Raw genomic sequence first — 21262 nt, forward strand, 5'->3', positions numbered from 1 at the left:
ATGGCCGCGCCTATTGAACTTAAGACCCGTCAGGGAGACCGCATCGCGATTGTGCGTGGTCTGAGAACCCCTTTTGCCAAACAAGCTACTGAATTCCATGGCGTTTCCGCGTTGGAATTAGGCAAGCTGGTTGTCAACGAACTGCTGATCCGCAGCGAATTGTCGCCCAAGCTAATAGATCAGCTGGTCTATGGTCAAGTCGTGCAAATGCCTGAAGCGCCGAACATTGCCCGTGAAATCGTGCTCGGAACCGGCATGAATATTCATACCGACGCCTTCAGTGTGACCCGTGCCTGTGCCACCAGTTTCCAGTCTGTGGTCAGTGTGGCGGAAGGCATGATGGCCGGTATCCATGAAATTGCCATCGCCGGTGGTGCCGATTCCAGCTCAGTGCTGCCGATTGGGGTCAGCAAGAAATTAGCGCGTGCGCTGGTGGATTTAAATAAAGCCAAGACCTTTGGCCAAAAACTTGCGATATTCCGCCGTCTGGGCCTGAAAGACTTATTACCAGTACCGCCTGCTGTGGCCGAATACACTACGGGTTTGTCGATGGGAGACACCGCTGAGCAAATGGCGAAAACCCATGGCATCAGCCGGGCCGATCAGGATGCACTGGCGCATCGCTCGCACAGTCTGGCTGCGCAGGCCTGGGCGGACGGCAAGCTGAAAGACGAAGTGATGGCGGCGCATATCGAGCCCTACAAAACCTTCCTCGAGATGGATAACAATATCCGCACTGATTCCAGGCTGGAATCGTACGCCAAATTAAAACCGGTATTTGACCGCCAGTTTGGTACAGTCACCGCCGCCACCAGCACACCTTTAACAGACGGTGCCTCTGCGGTACTGATGATGACGGAAAGCCGTGCCAAGGCGCTCGGCTATAAGCCGTTGGGTTATATCCGCAGCTACGCTTTTGCCGCCATCGATGTGTGGGATGACATGCTGATGGGGCCGTCTTATGCCACGCCAATAGCGCTGGACCGGGCAGGCATGAAGCTGTCTGATTTAACCCTGATTGAAATGCACGAGGCTTTTGCTGCTCAGGCGCTGGCTAACGTGAAAATGTTCGGCAGCAAAAAGTTTGCCGAAGAAAAGCTGGGCCGCTCTGACGCCATTGGCGACATTGATATGGACAAATTCAATGTCATTGGTGGCTCACTGGCTTATGGCCACCCCTTTGCCGCCACCGGCACCCGTTTAATTACCCAAACCTTAAATGAACTGCAACGCCGCGGTGGAGGGACTGCGCTGACCACCGCCTGCGCCGCCGGTGGTTTGGGTGCTGCCATGATTCTGGAGACTGATTAATGACTGCATCGACTTTTAGCCTGGCCGTCCGTCCGGATGGTGTGGGCGTGATTAGCATGGATGTGCAGGGCGAGAGCATGAATGTGCTCAAAGCCGCCTTTGCTGATGAGATCAAAGAGCTGCTGAGTGAAATCAAAAGCAATAAAGACATCAAAGGCCTGGTGATTATCTCTGGCAAGCCAGACTCCTTTATTGCCGGTGCCGACATCAGCATGCTGGATGGCTGCAGCACAGCGCAGCAGGCCGAAGACATTGGCCGTATGGGCCAGCAGGTGTTTAACCAGTTGGAAGCTTTGCCTGTGCCTTTGGTTGCTGCCATTCACGGCCCTTGTCTGGGCGGTGGTCTCGAGCTGGCAATGGCCTGCCACAAAAGGGTCGCCACCACAGACAATAAAACGGTGTTGGGCTTGCCTGAAGTGCAGTTGGGCTTGTTGCCTGGTTCTGGCGGTACCCAGCGGTTGCCTCGTCTGGTCGGTATTCAAAAAGCACTGGACATGATTTTAACTGGCAAGCAGTTGCGTGCAGCCCAGGCCAAAAAAGCAGGCTTAGTGGATGCGGTGGTGCCAAAAAGTATTCTGCTCGAAGCGGCTGTGAAACTGGCGCTGGAAGGCAAACCCAAAGCACGTCAGGTGAAACTGAACCTGGTTGGCAAAGTGCTGGAAAAAACGCCATTCGGCCGTTCCATCCTGTTTTCGCAGGCGAAAAAGCAAACGCTGGCGAAAACCCATGGCAATTACCCGGCGCCGCTGAAAATCCTGGAGGCGATTGAAGCCGGGATAAGCGGTGGCATTAACAAAGGCCTGGATGTCGAAGCCAAAGCTTTTGGTGAGCTCTGTATGACGGCAGAGTCCAAAGCGCTGCGTTCTATTTTCTTCGCAACAACCGCGATGAAAAAAGAAACAGGTGCCGGCGATGTGAAACCACGCAAAGTGCAAAAGGCGGCTATTTTAGGGGGCGGCCTGATGGGTGGGGGTATTGCCAATGTCACGGCCACCAAAGCCGGTATTCCGGTGCGGATTAAAGACATTAACCAGACCGGCATCAGCAATGCACTGAAATACAGTTACAGCCTGCTGGAGAAGAAATTCCATCGCCGTTTTATCAGCAAAACCGAACTGCAAAAGCAGATGTCGTTGCTGACCGGTACCACAGATTACAGTGGTTTTCATGATGTCGACCTGGTGGTGGAAGCGGTATTTGAAGATCTGAATTTAAAACGTCAGATGGTCAAGGACATTGAGCAGCACTGCAGCGAACACACTGTGTTTGCCAGCAATACCAGTTCGTTGCCTATAGGTCAGATCGCGGCCGAAGCGGCGCGGCCAGAAAATGTGATTGGCCTGCATTACTTCTCTCCGGTCGACAAAATGCCGTTGGTGGAAGTGATTGCCCATGACAAAACCTCGCCAGAAACCATCGCCACCACAGTAGCCTTTGCCCGTAAACAGGGTAAAACGCCTATAGTGGTCAAAGACGGGGCTGGTTTTTATGTCAATCGTATTCTGGCGCTCTATATGAACGAAGCGGCCAACATCCTGCTGGAAGGCGAGCCCGTAGAGCAGCTGGATAAAGCGCTGGTGAAATTTGGCTTCCCGGTGGGTCCTATCACCTTGCTGGATGAAGTGGGTATTGATGTGGGCGCCAAAATCAGCCCCATTCTGGCCAAAGAGTTGGGTGAGCGTTTTGTCGCACCTGCCGCCTTTGACAAGCTGATGGCCGATGGCCGTAAAGGCCGTAAGAGTGAAAAAGGCTTTTACCTCTATGGTGCCAAAGCGAAAAAAGGCAAAAAGCAGGTCGACCCTTCTGTGTACCTGTTGCTGGGTCTGAACCCGCAGGAACGTTTAAGCCTGGATCAAATTGCGCTGCGCTGTACGGTGCAGATGCTGAACGAGGCGGTGCGTTGTCTGGAAGAGGGTATTATCAGCAGCGCCCGTGATGGGGACGTAGGGGCCATTTTTGGTATCGGCTTCCCACCATTCCACGGTGGTCCGTTCCGTTACATTGACCAGATGGGCGCGGCAACCCTGGTGGCGCACCTGCGCAGCTTTGAGCAACAACACGGCAGCCGTTTTGCCCCTTGCCAGTTGTTGCTGGACAAAGCAGAGCGGGCAGAGACCTTCTATTAACAGCCTGGCACGTCTTTAATACGCAACAAAGCCAGCGAATTGCTGGCTTTGTTTTTCTGCAAAACGGCAGGGAACGGGTGCAAAACAAAACAACTGTATTTTTTGAGTAAAAAATAGCCGCAACGGCCGGGCTATCTTGGTATACTGCGCACGATTTTTTACCGGAGGTGTCTGTGTTGGTATTCTTGCTGGCTAGTTTGACGAGTGCTGCGGCCTGTTATATTGCGGCTTTGCGTACTGGCATGGCGGCCCGGCGCTGGGCGCTGGCGGCCTTGTGCTTTGGTCCTTTGGTTCTGCCTTTTTTTCACAGCCATAAACGCCTGACGTTGAAACGTGCCTATGCCAGCAAGGTGCGGTTTAAGTGTTAATCCAACAGTTTTTACCGCAGGTTGCCAGCTAAAACTTACTAAAACTCAGTCAGTTGCGGTTATTTTTTGCACGTCTTTTCCCTCATTGTTCCTGCCTCTCTGAAATCTTTTGACAAAGCCAAATTTTTGTTTGACGAGTCTGATTTTGTTTACCATACTGCGCACAGTTTCATTGGGACAGCTGTAAATTAACGACATTAGAGGTAAAAAGTGATGCAGCAAAGTTTTGTCGCTACCCGTCGCTTTTTCGATGACCGTAATTTCCCAAAGGGATTTACCAGGTCCGGGCGCTTTACTCTGGCAGAAGGTAATTTGCTGGAGAAACATGGCATCGCCATGCAAGAGTTAGAACAAGGCAGCCGCCAGCCAGTTAACGACGAAGAGAAACGTTTTCTGGACGTCTGCAAAGGCGAAGCGGAAGCAGCCAGTCAGTATGAAAAAGTCTGGGTCAAATACAAGCAGCGTGTTGGAGAAAAACGTAAATTCCATACTGTATTTGGCAAAAAGCGTATTGCCGATGGCAGTGACGATTTCTCTTTCGCTGACAGCAGCGATGCCGATTAAAAAAGCCCGTTAGGGCTTTTTTAATCGCTGTTTTTTGCGATAACGCCGATGCCGCTTATGCTTGTACGGCGGCCAGTTTAGGTTTCTGTTGTTTTTGTTGCTTCAGGAAGGCGGCGAACTCAGCGGCAGATAAAGGCTTGCTGTAGTAATACCCCTGTAGAATTTCACAACGTAACTGTTTCAGTTGCTGCAATTGCTCGGCAGTTTCCACCCCTTCAGCCACTACGGTCAGATTCAGGTTGTGTGCAATGGTGACTATGGTATCCACCATATTGCGGCCGCGGGCTGAGGTCATATCATCGACAAAAGCTTTGTCGATTTTCAGCGTATTGAGCGGAAATTGCTTCAGGTAGGCCAATGACGAATAGCCAGTACCAAAATCATCCATCGCCAGATGAATACCGCGGGCACGCAGCTTCTTCATAGTATCTATGGCCAGCTTCGGTGACTGCATGACCGTGCCTTCAGTAATTTCCAGCTCCAGGTGGTAGGAGGGCAGTTCAGAGCGCTGCAGAATATCGTCTATCTGTTCACATAAAAATGGCAGCATAAACTGCTTGGCAGACAGGTTGACGGCGACCCGGCCATGAAACAGGCCCTGATCAATCCAGCGTTTCACATCTTCACAGGTTTTCTGCAACACCACTTCGCCAATCTCGACAATCTGGCCTGTTTCTTCTGCCACAGGGATAAAGGAAGCCGGGCTTATTACACCTTTTTTCGGCGTAATAAAACGTACCAGCGCTTCCATACCGACCAGTTGACCTGTGACTATGTCCATCTTCGGCTGATAAAACACTGAGAAGTAATCTTCTTTCAAACCATGGCGGATCAGGTTCTCCACCTGGAGGCGTTTCACCGCCAGTTTGTTCATCGAATCATTAAAAAACAGGTAACGGTTGGCGCCTTCATTTTTGGCGTGGTACATAGCCGTATCGGCGTTTCGCAGCAGTGCCTGTGGGTCCAGGCCGTCTTCCGGGTACATCACAATGCCAATACTGCTGGTAATTGCCAGTTCGTGTTGTTCGATAAAAAACGGCTGGTTAATTTGCTTTAACAGCTCTTTCGCCAGACTGGTAATGCTGTGAATATCATTGGTGTTTTCCAGTACCACGGCGAATTCATCGCCGCCTAAGCGGTACAGCTTGGCTTTGAAGCGGGTAAAGTGGCTTAAACGCTCCGCCAGACGGCAGAGCAGGGTGTCGCCCAGCTCATGGCCCAGCGAGTCGTTGATCTTTTTAAAGTTATCCAAATCAAACACCAGCAGTGCATGCGGCACCTGCTCTCTGACCAGTTGCGTCAGGTGATTGGAAAAACGGGAGCGGTTGGGCAAGCCTGTTAAGGTGTCGGTATCGGCCAGACGGTTCAATTCGGCTTCACGACGTTTACGCTCGCTGATGTCCGACATCACGGCGACAAACTGCTGGACCATGCCTTCGTCGTCCCGAATCACATCAAAGCTGAGTTCGGCCTGGAAAATTTCGCCATTCTGACGTTTCTCTTCAATTTCCCCTGACCAGTAACCCTGTTCAAACAGGGTCTGGCGAATTTCATGTAAAAAACGGGCTGGGTAAAGCGGCAACTCGAACAGATGGTGTAGCACCTGCTCGCGGTTTTTACCTGTAATGTTCTGGTACGCCGGGTTCACTTCCACCACGACAAAATTGGTGTCACAGACCAGCACAGCGTCAGAGATATTTTCCAGACAACGGGCAAATAAACCCAGCCGCTCTTCGGTTTCTTTTAACTGCTGAATATTTTTCAGCGTACCTGTCATCCGGACTGCTTTGCCTTCTTCGTTCAGATGCACCACTTTGCCGCGGTCCAGCACCCAGAGCCACTGACCGTCAGCAGCTTTAATCCGGTAGCTGGCTTCAAAAATAGGCGTAATACCATGAATATGCTGTTCAAGGGCGCGGGTCACCCTGTCTAAATCCTGCGGGTGAATTTCAGATTTGTTCGGAGGGAACTGCTGGGCATTGTCTGGTTTTTCCAGCGGCTGGTGCCAGGAGCTGGAACGGTACAACTGGCCTTGTTCTATGTCCCAGTCCCATAACTCATCGCCGCTGCCCCACAAGGATAAGCGCAAACGTTCTTCACTTTGTTCCAGACGGTGCTGGTAACGCCGCATCCGCACCAGGCTCAGGTGTGCCAGCACCAATGCCATAATGGAAAGTACGGAGACCACAGGGAGTAAATACGGCTGAATAAGCAGCCAGCCAGAGGCCAGCGCCGGAAAAGGGCTTAGCAAAAGCAAAACAAGACTGGGAGACTTCACCTGCAGCACTGCTCGTTCTTATTGTTATCACAATCCAAAGTAACGAAACTCTAACAGACTGTCAAAACTATTCCTTTTGCAACTCTAACTGTCGATGCCAATCGCTGGCATTTTGCACTTTCAGGTGGCTGTGTGCCGGTGCTGGCCCGGTGGCAAGGAAAATCGCATCGTACTCAGGTGCCAATAACTGATAGAAAAACGCGATGAAATCGCCCAGCGGCAAGTGCTGCAGCGCCGATTCAATCTGCTGCTGTAAATGGAATTGGTGATCGCCTTGGGCAATTGCCAGCCAAAAGCGTTTGGCGCGGGCCGCCAGGCTGGCATCCCGTTCCCGGATTTGGGTTAACAAGCCTTGTTTCATCTGTTCAAAATCGTCCGGGGTCAGTTGTTCCAGCTCCGACAGGAAGTTTTTATAAAAATCCAGAGTGGCCTGATACAAAGTGCTGCATGCCGTTGCCGGGCTTTGAATATAAAATGCAATGCCGGGCAGCAAATTCATCGGTACATAGCCAGTGCCGACCAGATACCCTAATTGCTGCTCGGTGCGCAGCTCATGAAAGTACTCTGGTGCCAGCAAATGATTGGCCAACATAAACAACGCCATCTGGGTGGCGGTTTTTTGCTGTGCAGGCAAATAGATGATCAACGCCTGATCGTTGTGTTCCACCTGCTGCTCCAGCCAGACCGGGCCTATATTGGCGGTGCTGTAACGTTGCCTTGGCAGGAAAGGGCCATTGGACAGGTTCTGTAAAAACTGGCTTAGTACAGACGTCAGAGCCTGGGCCTGAGAGCGTGGCCAGTTACCAATCATAAAGGCGTCCAGTGACACCTGGCTCAGCAGCTGCTGGTGGAACTGCTGGAATTCGTTGAACTGCACTGCACTGAGTTCAGCAGCCAGTTGTTCAATATCCGGGTTCAGGGGCTGTAATAAGGATGAGAGCTGACTGAATAATTTGGACACAGGTTTGCTTTTACTGTGGTTCTGCCAGTGCCGTACCAACTGACGCCGAATTTCTTCAAAGCGGTCTTGAGTGAAACTGCACTGTTGCAGCTGTTGCAGAATATCCTGCATTAAGCGGATCTGATGGCCCGCCAAACCGGCGCAGTGCACACTCAGCCCATTGTTCTGCACATGCAAATGGTAGGTCAGGCCCGCTGTGGTCGCTGCATAGAGGTTTTCGTTAATCAGGTCCTGAAACAGTTCCAGCCAGAGCCGGGTCTGCGCCATGGCGCCAACAGAAGCAATACTGTGTGGCAAATTCAGCTGCACAAAGACATGGCCTTTAGGGGTATGAAACTCGGTATCGGCTTTAAACCAGAGGCGCAGCGAGGGGTGTTCCAGCAACAGCTCCGGTACACTCTGATGCTGACTGTCAGGCAGCAATTCCAGCGTTTCTACCAGATAGGGGTTGGGTTTGGGCAGCGATGCGTCCAAAGCCGGCTGGGCATTGGCCAGTTGTTCCAGTTGAGCCTGAGTTAATTTTTCCACCCGGTAAGGGGTATGGTACCAGCGTGCTTGTTTGTCGGTCTGCAGTTCGGGTGCAATCAGCATCACCCGCAGATTGTCTGGCCTGAAATAGTCCAGCAGCTGGCGGTATAAGGTTTCTGAGGGCAAGTCCATCCGGTAATCGCCGTACAGATAATCCTGCACCGGGTAGTGCTGCATATTAACCGACAAATCACAGGCGGTTTGTTGGGCTGTGTTCGGCTCCTGATACAAAAAGCTCCACTGCACCAGGCGCTGGCGCTCCAGAAACAGGTTTAACGGGAAAGGCGACTGACGCAGCAGCGCAATCTGACCAAATAACAGCTGCAGTATTGGCGAGCAGGCATTCAGACCCGCCTGGGTCAGCTCAAAAGACACACTGAAGTCTTTGTAATTACTGCCGTCTATGCCTCCGCCAGCACTAAGCTGGTTGACCAGGCCCCGTTGTTTCAGCATCGACAGTAAAGAGCCTGGCCCTTCATCGCCCAATAAATGCGCCAGGAAGGAAATCAGTTTGTACTTATAAAGTGGCTGAATGTCGGGCAGTGCAAAACTGGCCACCAGCCGTTGACTGTGTTTATGCGGTTCGATCGACAGCTGAATACGTTGCTGTTCATCCAGATACAAAGGTTCGGTCAGCGGGGCTTTGGGCGCCACATGGTCTGGAATGGCGGCAAAATGGCGCTCAGCCAGCTGCTGCATCTGCTCCAGCGGTAAGGAGGACACCAGGCACAAAGTCATTCGACGCGCGCCATAATGCTGACGAAAAAATTGCTGCACAGCCTGTTGCAGGCTTTGTTCTGCGGTATCGGCCAGCGTGGATAAATTGCCGACCGAAAATTTGGCAAAGGGATGAGCCGGGTTGACGGTCTCTTTGTGAACCTGATAAATCCGCCGGCCATCGTCTTTCAGTTTCAGTGAAAACTCGGCTTCAATGGCCTGACGTTCTTTCTCAATGTAATCCGCATGGAACAGTGGTGCTTTAAACATATCGGCAAACCGGTCCAGCGCTTCGTCGTAATAGTCCGGGTCTATATCAAAAAAGAAGCTGCTGTGTTCGGTGCCTGTCCAGGCATTATGGCTGCCGCCGTGGTGGCTGATAAAGTGGGCGTAATCACCGGCCCCCTGGTACTTTTCGGTGCCGAGAAACAACATATGTTCAAGAAAATGCGCCAGCCCCTGACGTTCAAAAGGGTCGTCAAAATGGCCAACATTGACCGTCAGTGCCGCCGCACTTTTCTCCGCATCCTGTTGATGCACCAATAAAACGGCTAAATGATTGCTCAAAGTCAGCGCGAGAAACTGGCGGTTATCGTTGGGACTTTGCAGTAGTGACTGTGCGTTCAAAACAGGCCTCGTGTCCGGAACCGTAAAAACTGAAGGCGACGGTTCATCATAGCTAATAGGAATATAATAACGTCATTTTATGCTTTATTGGCAGTTACCGAGCAAGCTAAGTTTCATTATCATAGCGCACTCTTTTCGCGGCGAGCGCGAAGTTGTAACTGGTAGCAGCAATGGTGAATCTGGTTATTATGCGGCATGGTGAAGCACAGCCGCAGTACAGTAGCGACAGCGAACGACAATTAACCCATGCGGGGATCCGCGAAGTACAACAAATGGCCGGGTGGCTACAGCACCACTATAGTGCTTTTGATTGTATTTACGCCAGCCCTTATCGCCGTACCCAGCAAACCGCGGCTTTGATAGCGGAAGCCGGGCTGGCACTGACTCCGGTGCAAACCAATACCGATCTGGTGCCTGAAGGCAATGCTCAAGTGGTGTTGGATTTTATTGAAATGCAGCTGAGCGAACAGCCGGACCAACGTATTTTGCTGGTGTCTCATATGCCACTGGTCAGTTTTTTGGTCGAAGCCTTTACCCGCCAGGGCCAGACGCCGATATTTGACACTGCCGGTGTGGCGTGTCTTGAGTTCAAGCCAGGCCATGGGGTGTTGCTGGAGTATGCCAGTCCGGCCTTGGTGCAACTGGTTCAGCATTCGGTCTGAGTTGTTACTGCGGTGTCTTCAGCAACACCAATAAAGCACCGTCCCGGCCCCATTCGGTCGGAGCCGTATGAAAAGCCCGTACATTGGGGTGTTGGACCAGCCAGTTCGGCACCCGCCGTGCCAGAATGCCCAGACCTTTGCCATGCACTATGCAGGCGCAGTTCAGGTGCTCCTGCTGGCAATAGGCCAATAACCCAGCCAGCTCTTCTTTGGCTTTTTCCTGGGTTAAGCCGTGTAAATCCAGCACCACGGCTGGCTGAAATTCACCGCGTTTCAGCCGTTTCGGCAGGTGAGGGTCTTCACCGGGCTGAAAAAAAGACAAGGCGCCACTGTCCGGAAACACCCCTTCATACAGGTCTGAAAAATAAAACAAATGGCTATCCGGACTGCTATTTGCTAAAGTGACAGCCTTCTTCGGCCGCCGCTTTGGCCGCTCCGGCAGATGACTGTCCTGAGGCAGAGGTTTGGCTCCGCTGACCGCGTCACGGAACAGCCGGATATCCTCGTCGGTTATGGGGGGCGTCTTTTTCATCGCGGCAGTCTACCTAAAGCACTGAGTAAAATACAATGACAGAAGCTCTGAATTCAGCCCTGGAACCTGCACTGGTTGATGAAGCCTTAAAACAGCTGCAGACCATTCATGACTGGTTGCGCTGGGGTGTCAGCCAGCTGAACAACGCCGATATCTATTTTGGCCATGGCACCGACAACTCCTGGGACGAAGCCGGAATTTTGCTGGCATCCTGCCTGCACTTAAACCGCCTTACCGACAATATTCTGCCAACCCGGATCACCGGCACCGAAGCCCGTGCCTATTGTGAACTGCTCGCAGCCCGCATTGAGCAGCGCATTCCGGCGGCTTATCTGACGCATCATGCCTATTTTTGTGGCCTGAGTTTTTATGTCGACGAGCGGGTACTGGTGCCACGTTCACCTATTGGTGAGCTGATCCAGCGCCGTTTTACGCCTTGGTTTGCAGAAAAAGCACCGCGGCGCATTCTGGATTTATGCACAGGCTCCGGCTGCATTGCCATTGCCTGCGCCAAGCAGTTTCCGGCTGCTGAAGTGGATGCAGTGGATATCAGCGAAGAGGCGCTCGATGTCGCCATTCACAATATTGAAATGCATGGCCTGGAGCATCAGGTGGTGCCTGTTTTGTCGGATGGCTACGAAGCGCTGGCCGGCATGACCTACGATTTAATAGTCACCAACCCGCCTTATGTGGATGCCGAAGACATGGCGGATTTGCCTGCGGAATTTCACCATGAGCCAGAGCTTGGGCTGGCATCCGGCGCCGATGGCCTGGAACTGACCCGGCGCATTCTGGCGGGGGCTGCAGCTCAGCTTAATGATGGCGGCTGGCTGATTTGTGAAGTGGGCAACAGTATGGCGGCGCTGGACCAGTTGTACCCGGAGCTGCCTTTAGAGTGGCTGGAGTTTGAACAGGGCGGCCATGGTGTTTTTGCAATCAGCAAAGCGGATCTTGTTGCGCATCAGGCGTTGTTTAATTAGTCAGTCAGAGTTTTTCGGATAAGAGGATAAAGGGGATGTCAGGTAACTCGATAGGCCAGTTGTTTAAGGTGACGACTTTTGGTGAAAGCCATGGGCCGGCGCTGGGCGGTATTGTCGATGGTATGCCGCCGGGTTTTCAGCTGGACCTGGACGCACTGCAGCACGAGCTGGACAGACGCAAACCTGGCACCTCCCGTTATACCACGGCCCGGCGTGAAGAGGATGTGGTAAAAATTTTGTCCGGTCTGTTCGAAGGCTACACCACAGGCACCTCTATTGGCTTGCTGATTGAAAATACCGACCAGCGCTCGCAGGACTATTCGGCGATCAAAGACCTGTTTCGTCCGGGCCATGCTGATTACACCTACTGGCACAAGTATGGCCTGCGCGATTACCGCGGCGGTGGCCGTTCATCGGCCCGGGAGACGGCCATTCGGGTGGCGGCTGGCGCTATTGCCAAACAGTATCTCAAAGCCAGGTTTGGTGTCGAAATTCGCGGTTATCTGGCGCAACTGGGGCCGGTGAAGCTGGACCTGGTCGATTGGGCCGCGGTGGAAACCAATCCATTTTTCTGTGCCGATCCAGCCAAACTGGACGCGCTGGATGAGTACATGCGCCAGCTGAAAAAAGACGGCGATTCTGTCGGAGCCCGCGTCAGTGTGGTGGCGTCCGGTGTGCCTGTTGGCTGGGGCGAACCTGTGTTTGACCGGTTGGACGCCGACATCGCCCATGCGATGATGAGCATCAATGCCGTGAAAGCGGTGGAAGTGGGCGACGGTTTTGCGGTGGTTGAGCAACGTGGGTCCACCCACCGTGACGAACTGCGTCTGGATGGTTTTACGGCCAATCACGCCGGTGGTGTATTGGGGGGTATTTCCAGCGGGCAGGACATTCAGGTCAGCATTGCACTTAAACCAACCTCCAGCATCAGTATTGCCGGTAAAACCATTACCACCTCAGGCGAAGAAACCGAAATGATCACCAAAGGCCGGCATGACCCCTGTGTGGGCATCCGGGCTGTGCCTATTGCTGAAGCTATGCTGGCTATAGTGCTGATGGACCACTTTTTGCGTCACCGTGCGCAGAATGCCGATGTGCAGGTCAGTACCCCTGCGCTGCGTTAAGCAGACAAATAACCCGGTGCAGCTGTCTGGTTGCCTGATGAGGAGCGCGCTACAATAGCGCGCTTTTCTTTTCTGAATCCTGAACATGCAACTGACCAACAGCTCCAAACTTGGCATGGCGTATTTTGCCTATTTCGCCGTGCTGGGTATTTTTGTGCCTTACCTGCCGATGTTCCTGGATGGCCGGGGCTTTAATTCCTACCAGATTGGGGTGTTGTTGGCCATTGTGACCGCCGCCCGTATTGTCGGGCCGAGCGCCTGGGCCATGGTGGTGGAGCGTCGTGGCGACCCCGTATCTGTGATGCGGTTGGGCGCTGTGTTGGCTGGGCTGGGCTGGGGAGTCAGCTACTTTGACGTAGGCTACTGGCCTTTGGTGGCCGCCATGGCATTGTACAGCTTATTCTGGACCGCCATTTTGCCGCAGCTGGAAGTGAGCGCATTTCACTTTCTGCAGAACGACAACAAAGTGTATGGCCGCATCCGCAGCTTTGGCAGCGTGGGCTACATTCTGGTGGTGATGCTGGGGGGCTGGTTATTGCAGCACTTTGGCAGTGAGTTTCTGCCTTGGTCGGCCAGCGTCTTTTTGGTCTTATTGCTCTGGACTTTATGGCTGTTACCTTCTTTTTCCATTAAAAGTCAGACTGAAGCCGCCAGCATTCGTTTTCGCAGCTTATTCCGGCATAAAACCTTTTTAACCTTTATGGGCGCCACCTTTCTGATGCAGCTGGGATTTGCGCCCTTTTATGGCTTTTTTATGCTGTATTGCCGCGATTTGGGCTATAGCGGCAGCTTCTCAGGTTTGATGATTGCCATTGCCGTACTGGCAGAAATTGTCGCTTTTTTCTTCGCTGGCAGCATATTGCAGCGGGTGCATTACCGCAAATTACTGGTGTTTTGTTACGGCATCACGGTGCTGCGCTGGCTGATGGTGGCTTTTCTGGCCGCAGACTGGTACTGGCTGGCATTCAGTATGACTTTCCATGCCGCCAGTTTTGCATTGGCCCACAGCGCTGCGATGCAATTTGTGCAGAATTTTTTCCCACCGCAGCAGCGTAGCCGGGGTCAGGCCTTGTATGCCGGCTTGGTGTACGGTGGCGGCGGTGCCATAGGCGCTTATGTTGCCGGTCTGATTTGGGCCGATGGGGCAGGCTCTACGCTGACCTTTTGCGCCAGTGCTGTAGCGGCGGCAGCGGCCTGTTATCTGGCCTGGACCTTGCCCCGTAGGCAGGAGTCTGTGCAGGCTGTGACTGGGCAATAAGGGCAGACTTGAGTACAATGCGCGCCAGCTGAAAGTAAGTACAGCCTGAGGTGATGGTGGCGAGTCGGTTTCGTTTAGGTCTGATTATTAATCCTGTGGCCGGTGTCGGTGGTGCTGTGGCGCTCAAAGGCAGCGATGGGGTGGTGGCACAAGCTTTGGCGTTAGGGGCTGTGCCTATGGCCGGAGAAAAAACCCGTCAGGCGCTGACACCTTTGTTGCCTTTTATTGAACAGCTGGAGATTTACACTGTGGCCGGCGCCATGGGCGCAACCCTGGCTGCAGAAATGGGCTTTCAGTACCGTATCTGTTATTGCCCGGCCCAAACCGACACCTCGGCGCTGGATACCGAAGCGGCGGCACAGGCGTTGGCCGAAGCAGGGGTCGACCTGCTGCTGTTTGCCGGCGGTGACGGTACCGCCCGCAATATCTGCACTGTGGTGGCGGATAAAACCACTGTGCTGGGTATTCCGGCCGGTTGTAAAATTCACTCCGGGGTTTATGCCATCAGCCCGGCCGCTGCAGGTAAAGTGATAGCCCAGCTGGTGGCTGGGGAGCTGGTGACGCTGACCGAAGCGCCGGTGATGGATATCGATGAAATGGCATTTCGCCAGGGCGTGGTCAAAGCCCGGCGTTATGGCGAAATGCGTATTCCGGCCGAATTGCGTTATGTGCAGAACGTAAAAAGCGGCGGCAAAGAAGTGGAAGCGCTGGTGCTGGATGACCTGGCCGCTTATGTGGTGTCGCAAATGGATGCCAATGTCCGTTATGTGATGGGGTCAGGTTCCACTGTGGCTGCGGTGATGGCGGAGCTGGGGCTGGAGAACACCTTGCTCGGTGTTGACGTGGTGGAAAACGGCGAGCTGATTGCCAAAGATGTCACGGCCAGCCAACTGCTTGAGCTGGTGCAGGGCCATGACTGCAAACTGGTGATCACCTTAATTGGCGGGCAGGGCCATGTGTTTGGCCGCGGCAACCAGCAATTAAGCCCGGCAGTGATCCGCGCCATAGGCCGTGACAATATTTGGCTGATTGCGACGAAAAGCAAACTAAAAGAACTGGCAGGCCGGCCTTTGCTGGCCGACACCGGCGACGCCAGACTGGACCATGAGCTGCAGGGGCTTATCCCTGTGCTGGTCGGTTATAACGATTATGTGATGTACCGTCTCGGACTGGAGGACGACTAGTGCAGGTTGAGAATTTTATTGGCAGGGTGGCGGATTTTTTTGATGCGCTGGTGCCAAAAGCCAGCGACGACGAATTATTTGCCAGTGGCTATTTACGTGGTCATGTGGATTTGGCCATAGGGCAGCGGCAAGTCGCAGAGCAGGCTTTTGCACTGAATGAATTAAAAGCAGATATCGATCAGAGCCTGCAGCAGGCCATTGCCAATGGTGAACTGAATGCACAGGACCAACAGCTGGTGCTGGGGCTGTGGGCGCAGGTGCAACAACTTTCGTGATCCGGTGTGACCGGGTTGAACCGTGACCTATATACCCTGACCATACACAGGACAGGGGTCGAGTCACAACCAGGCGTTTTCGCCTTAAACATAAGCAGGTCGTATGACTAAATTTACTACTCTTGAGCAGCATGCCAGCTACGGTATTGGTCTGCAGATGGGTCAGCAGCTGGCTGACAATCCTTTTGACGGGCTGGATATTCTGGCTGTAGCCGCAGGTCTGGCGGCCGCTTTTCAGGGCGATGAACCTGAAGTGACTGAACAGCAAATCCGCCAGGCTTTTGCTGTGATCACCGAGCGGATGGAAGCTCAGCAAGCTGAACAATCCAAAGCGCTGGCCGCTGCAGGTGAAGCTTTCCTGGCGGAAAACGCCAAGAAACCAGGCATTACGGTCACAGAATCAGGTCTGCAGTACGAAGTGCTGGTGCAGGGCAAGGGTGAAAAACCAACGCGTGCATCCACAGTCCGCACCCATTACCACGGCACCCTGATCGACGGTACTGTGTTTGACAGTTCGTACAACCGTGGGCAGCCAGCCGAATTCCCGGTATCCGGAGTGATCGCTGGCTGGACAGAAGCGCTGCAACTGATGCCAGTGGGCACCAAATTACGTTTGTACATCCCGCATCAGCTGGCCTATGGCGAGCGGGGTGCCGGTGGAAAAATTGGTCCGTTCAGCGCGCTGATTTTCGACGTAGAGCTGCTGGATATCATTGGCTGAGGCCGGATAGACGCGCAATAAAAAAGGGCCGTTTGGCCCTTTTTTATTGCTGCTAATCGTAGGGGTTGTATTTCACTTTCTTAAACTGACTGAACAGCAGCATCAGGCTTAACAGACTGTAGATCACAAAAATAATCCGGGTCCATTCGGGCATCGATAAGCCAAGAAATGACCAGGCCACCTCACCACACATACCTGTCGGGTTAAATACGGCAGGCAACCAGCTGTCCAGTGGTAAACCCAGCGGGAATTCCGGAAACAGGCTGCAGGTGTACAAACCACCGGATTGCACCAGCAGTTCAACCTGCACATGTTCATGGCTGTTGAACAGGCCCCAACCGACAGAGGCCGCCAGCAACAACCAGGCGATACTGCGCACCAGACCACTCTTCGGGGACAGCATTCCAATCAGCCCGGCCAGCAGCACACCTGTTAAGGCGGCTCTTGCATACACACACAACATGCAGGGGGCTAAATTCATCTGATACTGAAAATACAGAGCGGCCAGTAAAAGCACCAGCGCAGAGAACGCCAACAGGCCCCAAGCCCAGCGTTGTTTTGACCATTTGGCCAGAATCACCAACATTCGGATCCCTTTGTTTGTTCGAACAAATTTTTTTTATGGGCTCAATCTAGAGCAAATCAACGGCAAACACAACCGATGTCTGTGACGATCCGCCAAATGCCTGTTCGAACGGGTTTTTTGACGGCTTGCCGCCAGGCTTTGCTCTGCCTATACGCTATTTTATACACCCGGCTTGTTAACTGCCGCACCTCTGGTACAATCAGTGCCGTTTTCCCATAATAACAATGATTGCGGGCCATATTGCATGACTATGAATCTGATTAAAGCTCAAAGCCCGGCGGGTTTTGCCGAAGAGTATATCGTTGAGTCGATCTGGAACGGAAAGTTCGCCCCTGGTTCAATTTTGCCGGCTGAGCGTGAATTGTCTGAATTGATAGGTGTGACCCGTACGACCTTACGTGAAGTGTTGCAGCGTCTGGCTCGGGACGGCTGGCTGACCATCCAGCATGGCAAACCGACCAAAGTCAATAATTTTTGGGAAACTTCAGGCCTGAATATTCTGGAAACGCTGGCGCGGCTGGACGAAGATCAGATGCCTGATCTGGTGAACGAATTGCTGTCTGCGCGCACCAATATCAGTGCTATCTATATCCGCGGTGCGGTTAAAACTCACAAAGAGCAGGTGATCGCGGCATTATCTGCAGCTGAGCAGCTGGAAGACACGCCGGAAGCCTTTGCTGAGTTTGATTACAACCTGAACCACGAACTGGCGCTGCATTCATCCAACCGTATTTATGTGTTGATCCTGAACGGCTTCCGTGGTCTGTATAACAAAATTGCGCGTTTTTACTTTTCCAATCCAGCAGCCCGTGAGCTGGCGCGTCAGTATTACAAACAGTTAAAACTGTACGCCGAAGCAGGTAAACACGATGAAGTCGTGTTTGCCGTGCGTAAATACGGTAAAGAAAGCGGTATTATCTGGTCCGGCTTACGTTCACAAATCCCCAAAGATTTAGTGGAATAACATTCTTTTAAAAAAAACCGCCGTGCTGGCGGTTTTTTTTTACCTGAACCATGCTGTTTTTTCACTTGTCCTTGCTTTTGGCTCTGGTTTATCATTCCTATTATATCAATATAACCATTAGTTATATAAAGGTGCTCAGAATGACCGCTTTGCCCAATCCGGAAATTTATCTGGATCACAATGCCACCACTCCCGTCTTAGCCTGTGCAGCAGCGGCCGCTCAGTATGCGATGCAACAGAGTTTTGGTAATCCAAGCTCCAGTCATGCCACAGGCATTAAAGCCAAAGCTCAATTAGAACAAACCAGGCAATTGGCGCGGGAACTGACAGGGGCCGTGCAGGGCGATATTGTTTTTACCTCTGGTGCCACCGAAGGCATTCAGGTGGCCGTGTTGTCAGCACTGACTGCGGCGCGGGCGGCGAATACCAATGGGCCTGTATTATTGCTGTACGGTGCGACAGAGCATAAAGCCGTGCCGCAAAGTCTGGAGCACTGGAATCAGTTGCTGGGGCTGAATGCTCAAATCAAAGCCATTCCGGTCGATCAGCATGGTTTGCTGGACCTGGACTTTATCCGCGAACAGCTGCCGCGTTGTGCGTTGATTTGCACTATGGCGGTGAACAACGAAACCGGTGTCATGCAGGACCTGGCTGCTTTATCAGCCTTGATCAAAGGAGGGGCGTCTCAGCCGCTGTGGCTGGTCGACTGTGTGCAGGCACTGGGGAAAACCGCCTTGCAGCTGGAGCAACTGGGGGTGGATTACGCGCCTTTTAGTGGCCACAAGCTGTATGCCCCCAAAGGCATCGGCTTTTTGTACAAGCGCTCTGGCGCGCCTTACCTGCCTCTGATGGCCGGTGGCGGTCAGGAAGCCGGCTTGCGCTCCGGCACCGAAAACTTACCAGGTATTGCAGCGCTTAATGCGGTGTTCCGTCAGTTGCTGAATAAAGAGCAGTCCTATTTTGTCAGCAGCGACCTTTTGTGGCAGTACCGCGCCCACCTGCTGGCAGCGCTGAAAACTGTGTTTCCGCATCTGGTGCTTAACAGTGATGCACCTCATGTGGTGCCCACCACACTGAATTTTTCGGTGCCGGGTTTTGCCAGTAAAGACATTCTGGATTTATTTGACGCCGCAGCTATCCGCGTCAGCGCTGGTTCTGCCTGCAGCTCGAAAATCCCCAGCAGCTTTGTGCTTAATGCGATGGGCCTGGAATTATGGCGCTCGCAGGGGGCTGTGCGGTTGTCTTTTGGCCCGGCCATGACAGAGCAGGAATGCCTGGCGGCTTGCGAGCGTATCAGGTCGCTCAAGTCGGTGGTCGACAGCTGTTGCCTGGTGGTCAGCGACGCACAAAGTACCGATTTGCAGCCTGTTGATGGCTTAATCCAGTTAAAACATGAAGATTTATGCAGTTACCTGCTGGTGGACGCCAACGCGAAAAGCCTGGTCGTGATAGACCCGGTACAAAGCCTGGCCAGCCGAATTGCCCAGTTGGTGCAGGGCCATCAACTGCAGGTCTGCGCTATTCTGGACACTCATCTGCACAAGGATCACCCCTCGGCCCGGCCTGAACTGGCCGCGCTGCTGGCCAGCTATTGCGGCGCTGAGCAGGTGGATGTTCTGGGCTGGCCGCAGGGGGAAACCAGATTGCAAATGGGGCGTTACCAGTTGCGCCGCCTGCCAACCCCAGGTCATAGCCCGGAGGCAGTCACTGTCATGGTCGATGAAGAGGGCGTGCAGAAGTTTGCTTTTACCGGCGATTTAATTCTGCCAGGCGGCACAGGTCGGCTGGATTTACCCGGCGGCAATGCGGCCGACTTTGTAAAGAGCCTGCAATTGTTGCAACAGCAGCTGCAGCCACAGACCCTGCTGTTATCCAGCCACGATTACGCCCAACGCTTTTTTACCCGCTGGGATCTGATCCTGCAGGAGCAACCTGTACTGCACAGCCTGTTGCAGCAACCGGATTGTTGTGACAGCTGGACAGAGCAACTGTCTGCGCAGCACCAGTGGCTGAAGCAACAACAAAAGCATTTTTGTGGTGTGGTGGAAGTCAGCGCGTCCGATGCCAAGGCACTGATCAGTCCCCATGAGTTGCAGTCTTTGCTCCAGCAACAACGGGATCTGCAAATTTGGGATGTGCGGGAAACCTATGAGCAGGTGGCCGGTGCGCTGGAAAGCTACATTCCGGATCATCAGATTGAACATGTGCCCTTGTCGTGCCTGGTGCAGCGGCTGAGCGAGGGCCAGCTGAACAGCCAACAAAGCATCTTATTGGTCTGCCGCTCTGGCAACCGCAGCCTGCTGGCGGCCAGAGTGTTAGCTCGGGCGGGTTATCAGCAGGTGTATAACCTGAAAGGCGGCGTGGCACTGTTGGCCTGAGCCCTGGCTTGTACGCAATGCCGGGCTTATTCCGGCATTTCCTTTCTAAAAAATGGAATCAATCTAGCGTTTTATTCTGATTTTTTATCTAAAAAATACAAGTTAATCTGTGCCTATCAACTCAGAGGAGCGTAAAACATGGCACACATTCTTGTGATCAACAGTTCAATCAGCGGCGACAAAGGTCAATCCACTCAACTGTCTCAGCAGTTCCTGCAGCAGTTACCGGCTGGGTTCAGCCTGGAGACACTGGACGTTGCCCAAGACAGCTACCCACACCTGGCGATGGCTGAAATCGGAGCCTGGATGACGCCTGAGTCCGACCGCACTCCAGAGCAAAAAGCGCTGGCGGCTTTGTCTGACAATGCCATTGCCCAAGTGAAAAAGGCAGATGCCATTGTGATTGGTGTCCCTATGTACAACTTTGGCATTCCAAGCCAGTTAAAAGCCTATTTTGACCGCCTGGCCCGGGCTGGCATCACCTTTAAATACACTGAAACAGGCCCCGTTGGCCTGCTGGACGATAAGCCTGTGATTGTACTGGCAACCCGTGGTGGTTTGTATCAGGGCACTCCGGCCGACTCACAGACGCCTTTTGTGCAAAGTTTCCTGAACTTTATCGGTCTGAAGGACATTCATTTTGTCTATGCCGAAGGCCTGAATATGGGCGCCGAAAGTGCAGAAAAGGCGCTGACCGCAGCCAAAGCCCGCCTGGCTGAGCTGGCACCAGCCGTTGCCGCTTAAACGGCGGCTCGTGCTGTAAACCTTGTTCCTGTCTGCATTGATGCAGCCATTCCCTTAAGCCACCTCGCGGTGGCTTTTTTTATGTACAGGACGTACGGTATGCCGAAATGGCAGGAGCATTTTTCGGCGATGTACAGGACGTACGGTATGCCGAAATGGCAGGAGCATTTTTCGGCGATGTACAGGACGTACGGTATGCCGAAATGGCAGGAGCATTTTTCGGCGATGTGTTTACAGGCACTTGGCCGGTTTGGGTAATCCTGCAATACGGGTCGCCTGCTTGGCTGGCCCTTCCGGAAACAATAAAAACAGGTATTTACTGTTGCCTTTGTCCGGCCCCAGTTTTTCCCCCATGCTTTTCACCAGTAACCGAA

At 53.1% G+C, this 21262-nt stretch carries 19 protein-coding genes; 14 read left to right on the plus strand and 5 right to left on the minus strand.

What is annotated here, in order from left to right; translation table 11 throughout:
- From fadI to WKJ03_RS17905, 4 genes are all read left to right on the plus strand, one after another.
- Positions 1–1311, plus strand: a complete 1311-nt coding sequence (gene fadI / locus WKJ03_RS17890; RefSeq protein ID WP_337843612.1) for an acetyl-CoA C-acyltransferase FadI — start codon at positions 1–3, stop codon at positions 1309–1311.
- Positions 1311–3437 carry a fatty acid oxidation complex subunit alpha FadJ gene (gene fadJ / locus WKJ03_RS17895; RefSeq protein ID WP_337843613.1) on the plus strand — a complete coding sequence of 709 codons (2127 nt, stop codon included), beginning with the start codon at positions 1311–1313 and terminating at the stop codon, positions 3435–3437. Before fadI ends, fadJ begins: the two co-directional genes overlap by 1 nt.
- A 173-nt stretch (positions 3438–3610) precedes the next feature.
- Positions 3611–3805, plus strand: coding sequence for a hypothetical protein (locus tag WKJ03_RS17900; protein WP_337843614.1), 195 nt, complete (start codon positions 3611–3613; stop codon positions 3803–3805).
- 213 nt (positions 3806–4018) lie between these two features.
- Positions 4019–4369, plus strand: a complete 351-nt coding sequence (locus WKJ03_RS17905) for a DUF413 domain-containing protein (protein WP_337843615.1) — start codon at positions 4019–4021, stop codon at positions 4367–4369.
- 55 nt (positions 4370–4424) lie between these two features.
- On the opposite strand, the gene WKJ03_RS17910 is transcribed toward WKJ03_RS17905, so the two are convergent.
- Both WKJ03_RS17910 and WKJ03_RS17915 read right to left on the minus strand, forming a co-directional pair.
- Positions 4425–6647 (minus strand): EAL domain-containing protein, encoded by a 2223-nt coding sequence (locus WKJ03_RS17910; RefSeq protein WP_337843616.1) that lies wholly within the window; start codon positions 6645–6647, stop codon positions 4425–4427.
- A gap of 67 nt (positions 6648–6714) precedes the next feature.
- On the minus strand, positions 6715–9480 hold the full coding sequence (locus tag WKJ03_RS17915; RefSeq protein ID WP_337843617.1) for an insulinase family protein: 2766 nt from the start codon (positions 9478–9480) through the stop codon (positions 6715–6717).
- Between the two features lie 170 nt (positions 9481–9650).
- On the opposite strand from WKJ03_RS17915, the gene sixA reads away from it, so the two are divergent.
- On the plus strand, positions 9651–10142 hold the full coding sequence (gene sixA / locus WKJ03_RS17920; protein ID WP_337843618.1) for a phosphohistidine phosphatase SixA: 492 nt from the start codon (positions 9651–9653) through the stop codon (positions 10140–10142).
- Positions 10143–10146: 4 nt separating this feature from the next.
- On the opposite strand, the gene smrB is transcribed toward sixA, so the two are convergent.
- The gene (smrB, locus tag WKJ03_RS17925; protein WP_337843619.1) at positions 10147–10674 is read right to left on the minus strand and encodes an endonuclease SmrB; all 528 of its coding nucleotides are present in this window, start codon (positions 10672–10674) and stop codon (positions 10147–10149) included.
- A gap of 35 nt (positions 10675–10709) precedes the next feature.
- On the opposite strand from smrB, the gene prmB reads away from it, so the two are divergent.
- The 6 genes from prmB to WKJ03_RS17955 all read left to right on the plus strand — a co-directional run bounded on the left by prmB (position 10710) and on the right by WKJ03_RS17955 (position 16216).
- Positions 10710–11654: a 50S ribosomal protein L3 N(5)-glutamine methyltransferase gene (prmB, locus tag WKJ03_RS17930; RefSeq protein ID WP_337843620.1), complete on the plus strand. Its 945-nt coding sequence runs from the start codon at positions 10710–10712 to the stop codon at positions 11652–11654.
- 35 nt (positions 11655–11689) lie between these two features.
- Positions 11690–12778: a chorismate synthase gene (aroC, locus tag WKJ03_RS17935; RefSeq protein WP_337843621.1), complete on the plus strand. Its 1089-nt coding sequence runs from the start codon at positions 11690–11692 to the stop codon at positions 12776–12778.
- An 85-nt stretch (positions 12779–12863) separates the two neighbouring features.
- On the plus strand, positions 12864–14036 hold the full coding sequence (locus tag WKJ03_RS17940; protein ID WP_337843622.1) for an MFS transporter: 1173 nt from the start codon (positions 12864–12866) through the stop codon (positions 14034–14036).
- A gap of 56 nt (positions 14037–14092) precedes the next feature.
- Positions 14093–15220, plus strand: a complete 1128-nt coding sequence (locus WKJ03_RS17945; RefSeq protein WP_337843623.1) for an ATP-NAD kinase family protein — start codon at positions 14093–14095, stop codon at positions 15218–15220.
- Positions 15220–15495, plus strand: coding sequence for a YfcL family protein (locus tag WKJ03_RS17950; protein ID WP_337843624.1), 276 nt, complete (start codon positions 15220–15222; stop codon positions 15493–15495). The genes WKJ03_RS17945 and WKJ03_RS17950 overlap by 1 nt, the downstream gene beginning before the upstream one ends.
- A 103-nt stretch (positions 15496–15598) precedes the next feature.
- The gene (locus tag WKJ03_RS17955; protein WP_337843625.1) at positions 15599–16216 is read left to right on the plus strand and encodes an FKBP-type peptidyl-prolyl cis-trans isomerase; all 618 of its coding nucleotides are present in this window, start codon (positions 15599–15601) and stop codon (positions 16214–16216) included.
- Between the two features lie 52 nt (positions 16217–16268).
- Here WKJ03_RS17955 and dsbB read toward each other — a convergent pair whose 3' ends face one another.
- Positions 16269–16802: a disulfide bond formation protein DsbB gene (gene dsbB / locus WKJ03_RS17960; RefSeq protein WP_337843626.1), complete on the minus strand. Its 534-nt coding sequence runs from the start codon at positions 16800–16802 to the stop codon at positions 16269–16271.
- A gap of 244 nt (positions 16803–17046) precedes the next feature.
- Between dsbB and fadR the strand changes: the two genes are divergently transcribed.
- The 3 genes from fadR (at position 17047) to WKJ03_RS17975 (ending at position 20888) form a co-directional block, all read left to right on the plus strand.
- Positions 17047–17766, plus strand: a complete 720-nt coding sequence (gene fadR, locus WKJ03_RS17965; protein WP_337843627.1) for a fatty acid metabolism transcriptional regulator FadR — start codon at positions 17047–17049, stop codon at positions 17764–17766.
- A gap of 140 nt (positions 17767–17906) precedes the next feature.
- Complete coding sequence (locus tag WKJ03_RS17970; RefSeq protein ID WP_337843628.1) at positions 17907–20144, plus strand: aminotransferase class V-fold PLP-dependent enzyme; 2238 nt, start codon at positions 17907–17909, stop codon at positions 20142–20144.
- Between the two features lie 138 nt (positions 20145–20282).
- Positions 20283–20888: an NAD(P)H-dependent oxidoreductase gene (locus WKJ03_RS17975; protein WP_337843629.1), complete on the plus strand. Its 606-nt coding sequence runs from the start codon at positions 20283–20285 to the stop codon at positions 20886–20888.
- A 231-nt stretch (positions 20889–21119) separates the two neighbouring features.
- On the opposite strand, the gene WKJ03_RS17980 is transcribed toward WKJ03_RS17975, so the two are convergent.
- Positions 21120–21262 (minus strand): TusE/DsrC/DsvC family sulfur relay protein (locus WKJ03_RS17980; RefSeq protein WP_337843630.1); only part of this gene is annotated, 143 nt, incomplete at its 5' end.

This window comes from Rheinheimera sp. (genome assembly GCF_037442525.1).
In the GTDB taxonomy this organism is placed as follows: Bacteria; Pseudomonadota; Gammaproteobacteria; order Enterobacterales; family Alteromonadaceae; genus Pararheinheimera.

Excerpts from the sequence above, each read along its gene's own strand:
- fadI (WP_337843612.1), top strand. The coding sequence starts at position 1 with ATGGCCGCGCCTATTGAACTTAAGACCCGTCAGGGAGACCGCATCGCG.
- fadJ (WP_337843613.1), top strand. The coding sequence starts at position 1,311 with ATGACTGCATCGACTTTTAGCCTGGCCGTCCGTCCGGATGGTGTGGGC.
- WKJ03_RS17905 (WP_337843615.1), top strand. The coding sequence starts at position 4,019 with ATGCAGCAAAGTTTTGTCGCTACCCGTCGCTTTTTCGATGACCGTAAT.
- sixA (WP_337843618.1), top strand. The coding sequence starts at position 9,651 with ATGGTGAATCTGGTTATTATGCGGCATGGTGAAGCACAGCCGCAGTAC.
- smrB (WP_337843619.1), bottom strand. The coding sequence starts at position 10,674 with ATGAAAAAGACGCCCCCCATAACCGACGAGGATATCCGGCTGTTCCGT.
- prmB (WP_337843620.1), top strand. The coding sequence starts at position 10,710 with ATGACAGAAGCTCTGAATTCAGCCCTGGAACCTGCACTGGTTGATGAA.
- aroC (WP_337843621.1), top strand. The coding sequence starts at position 11,690 with ATGTCAGGTAACTCGATAGGCCAGTTGTTTAAGGTGACGACTTTTGGT.
- WKJ03_RS17940 (WP_337843622.1), top strand. The coding sequence starts at position 12,864 with ATGCAACTGACCAACAGCTCCAAACTTGGCATGGCGTATTTTGCCTAT.
- WKJ03_RS17955 (WP_337843625.1), top strand. The coding sequence starts at position 15,599 with ATGACTAAATTTACTACTCTTGAGCAGCATGCCAGCTACGGTATTGGT.
- dsbB (WP_337843626.1), bottom strand. The coding sequence starts at position 16,802 with ATGTTGGTGATTCTGGCCAAATGGTCAAAACAACGCTGGGCTTGGGGC.
- fadR (WP_337843627.1), top strand. The coding sequence starts at position 17,047 with ATGACTATGAATCTGATTAAAGCTCAAAGCCCGGCGGGTTTTGCCGAA.
- WKJ03_RS17970 (WP_337843628.1), top strand. The coding sequence starts at position 17,907 with ATGACCGCTTTGCCCAATCCGGAAATTTATCTGGATCACAATGCCACC.
- WKJ03_RS17975 (WP_337843629.1), top strand. The coding sequence starts at position 20,283 with ATGGCACACATTCTTGTGATCAACAGTTCAATCAGCGGCGACAAAGGT.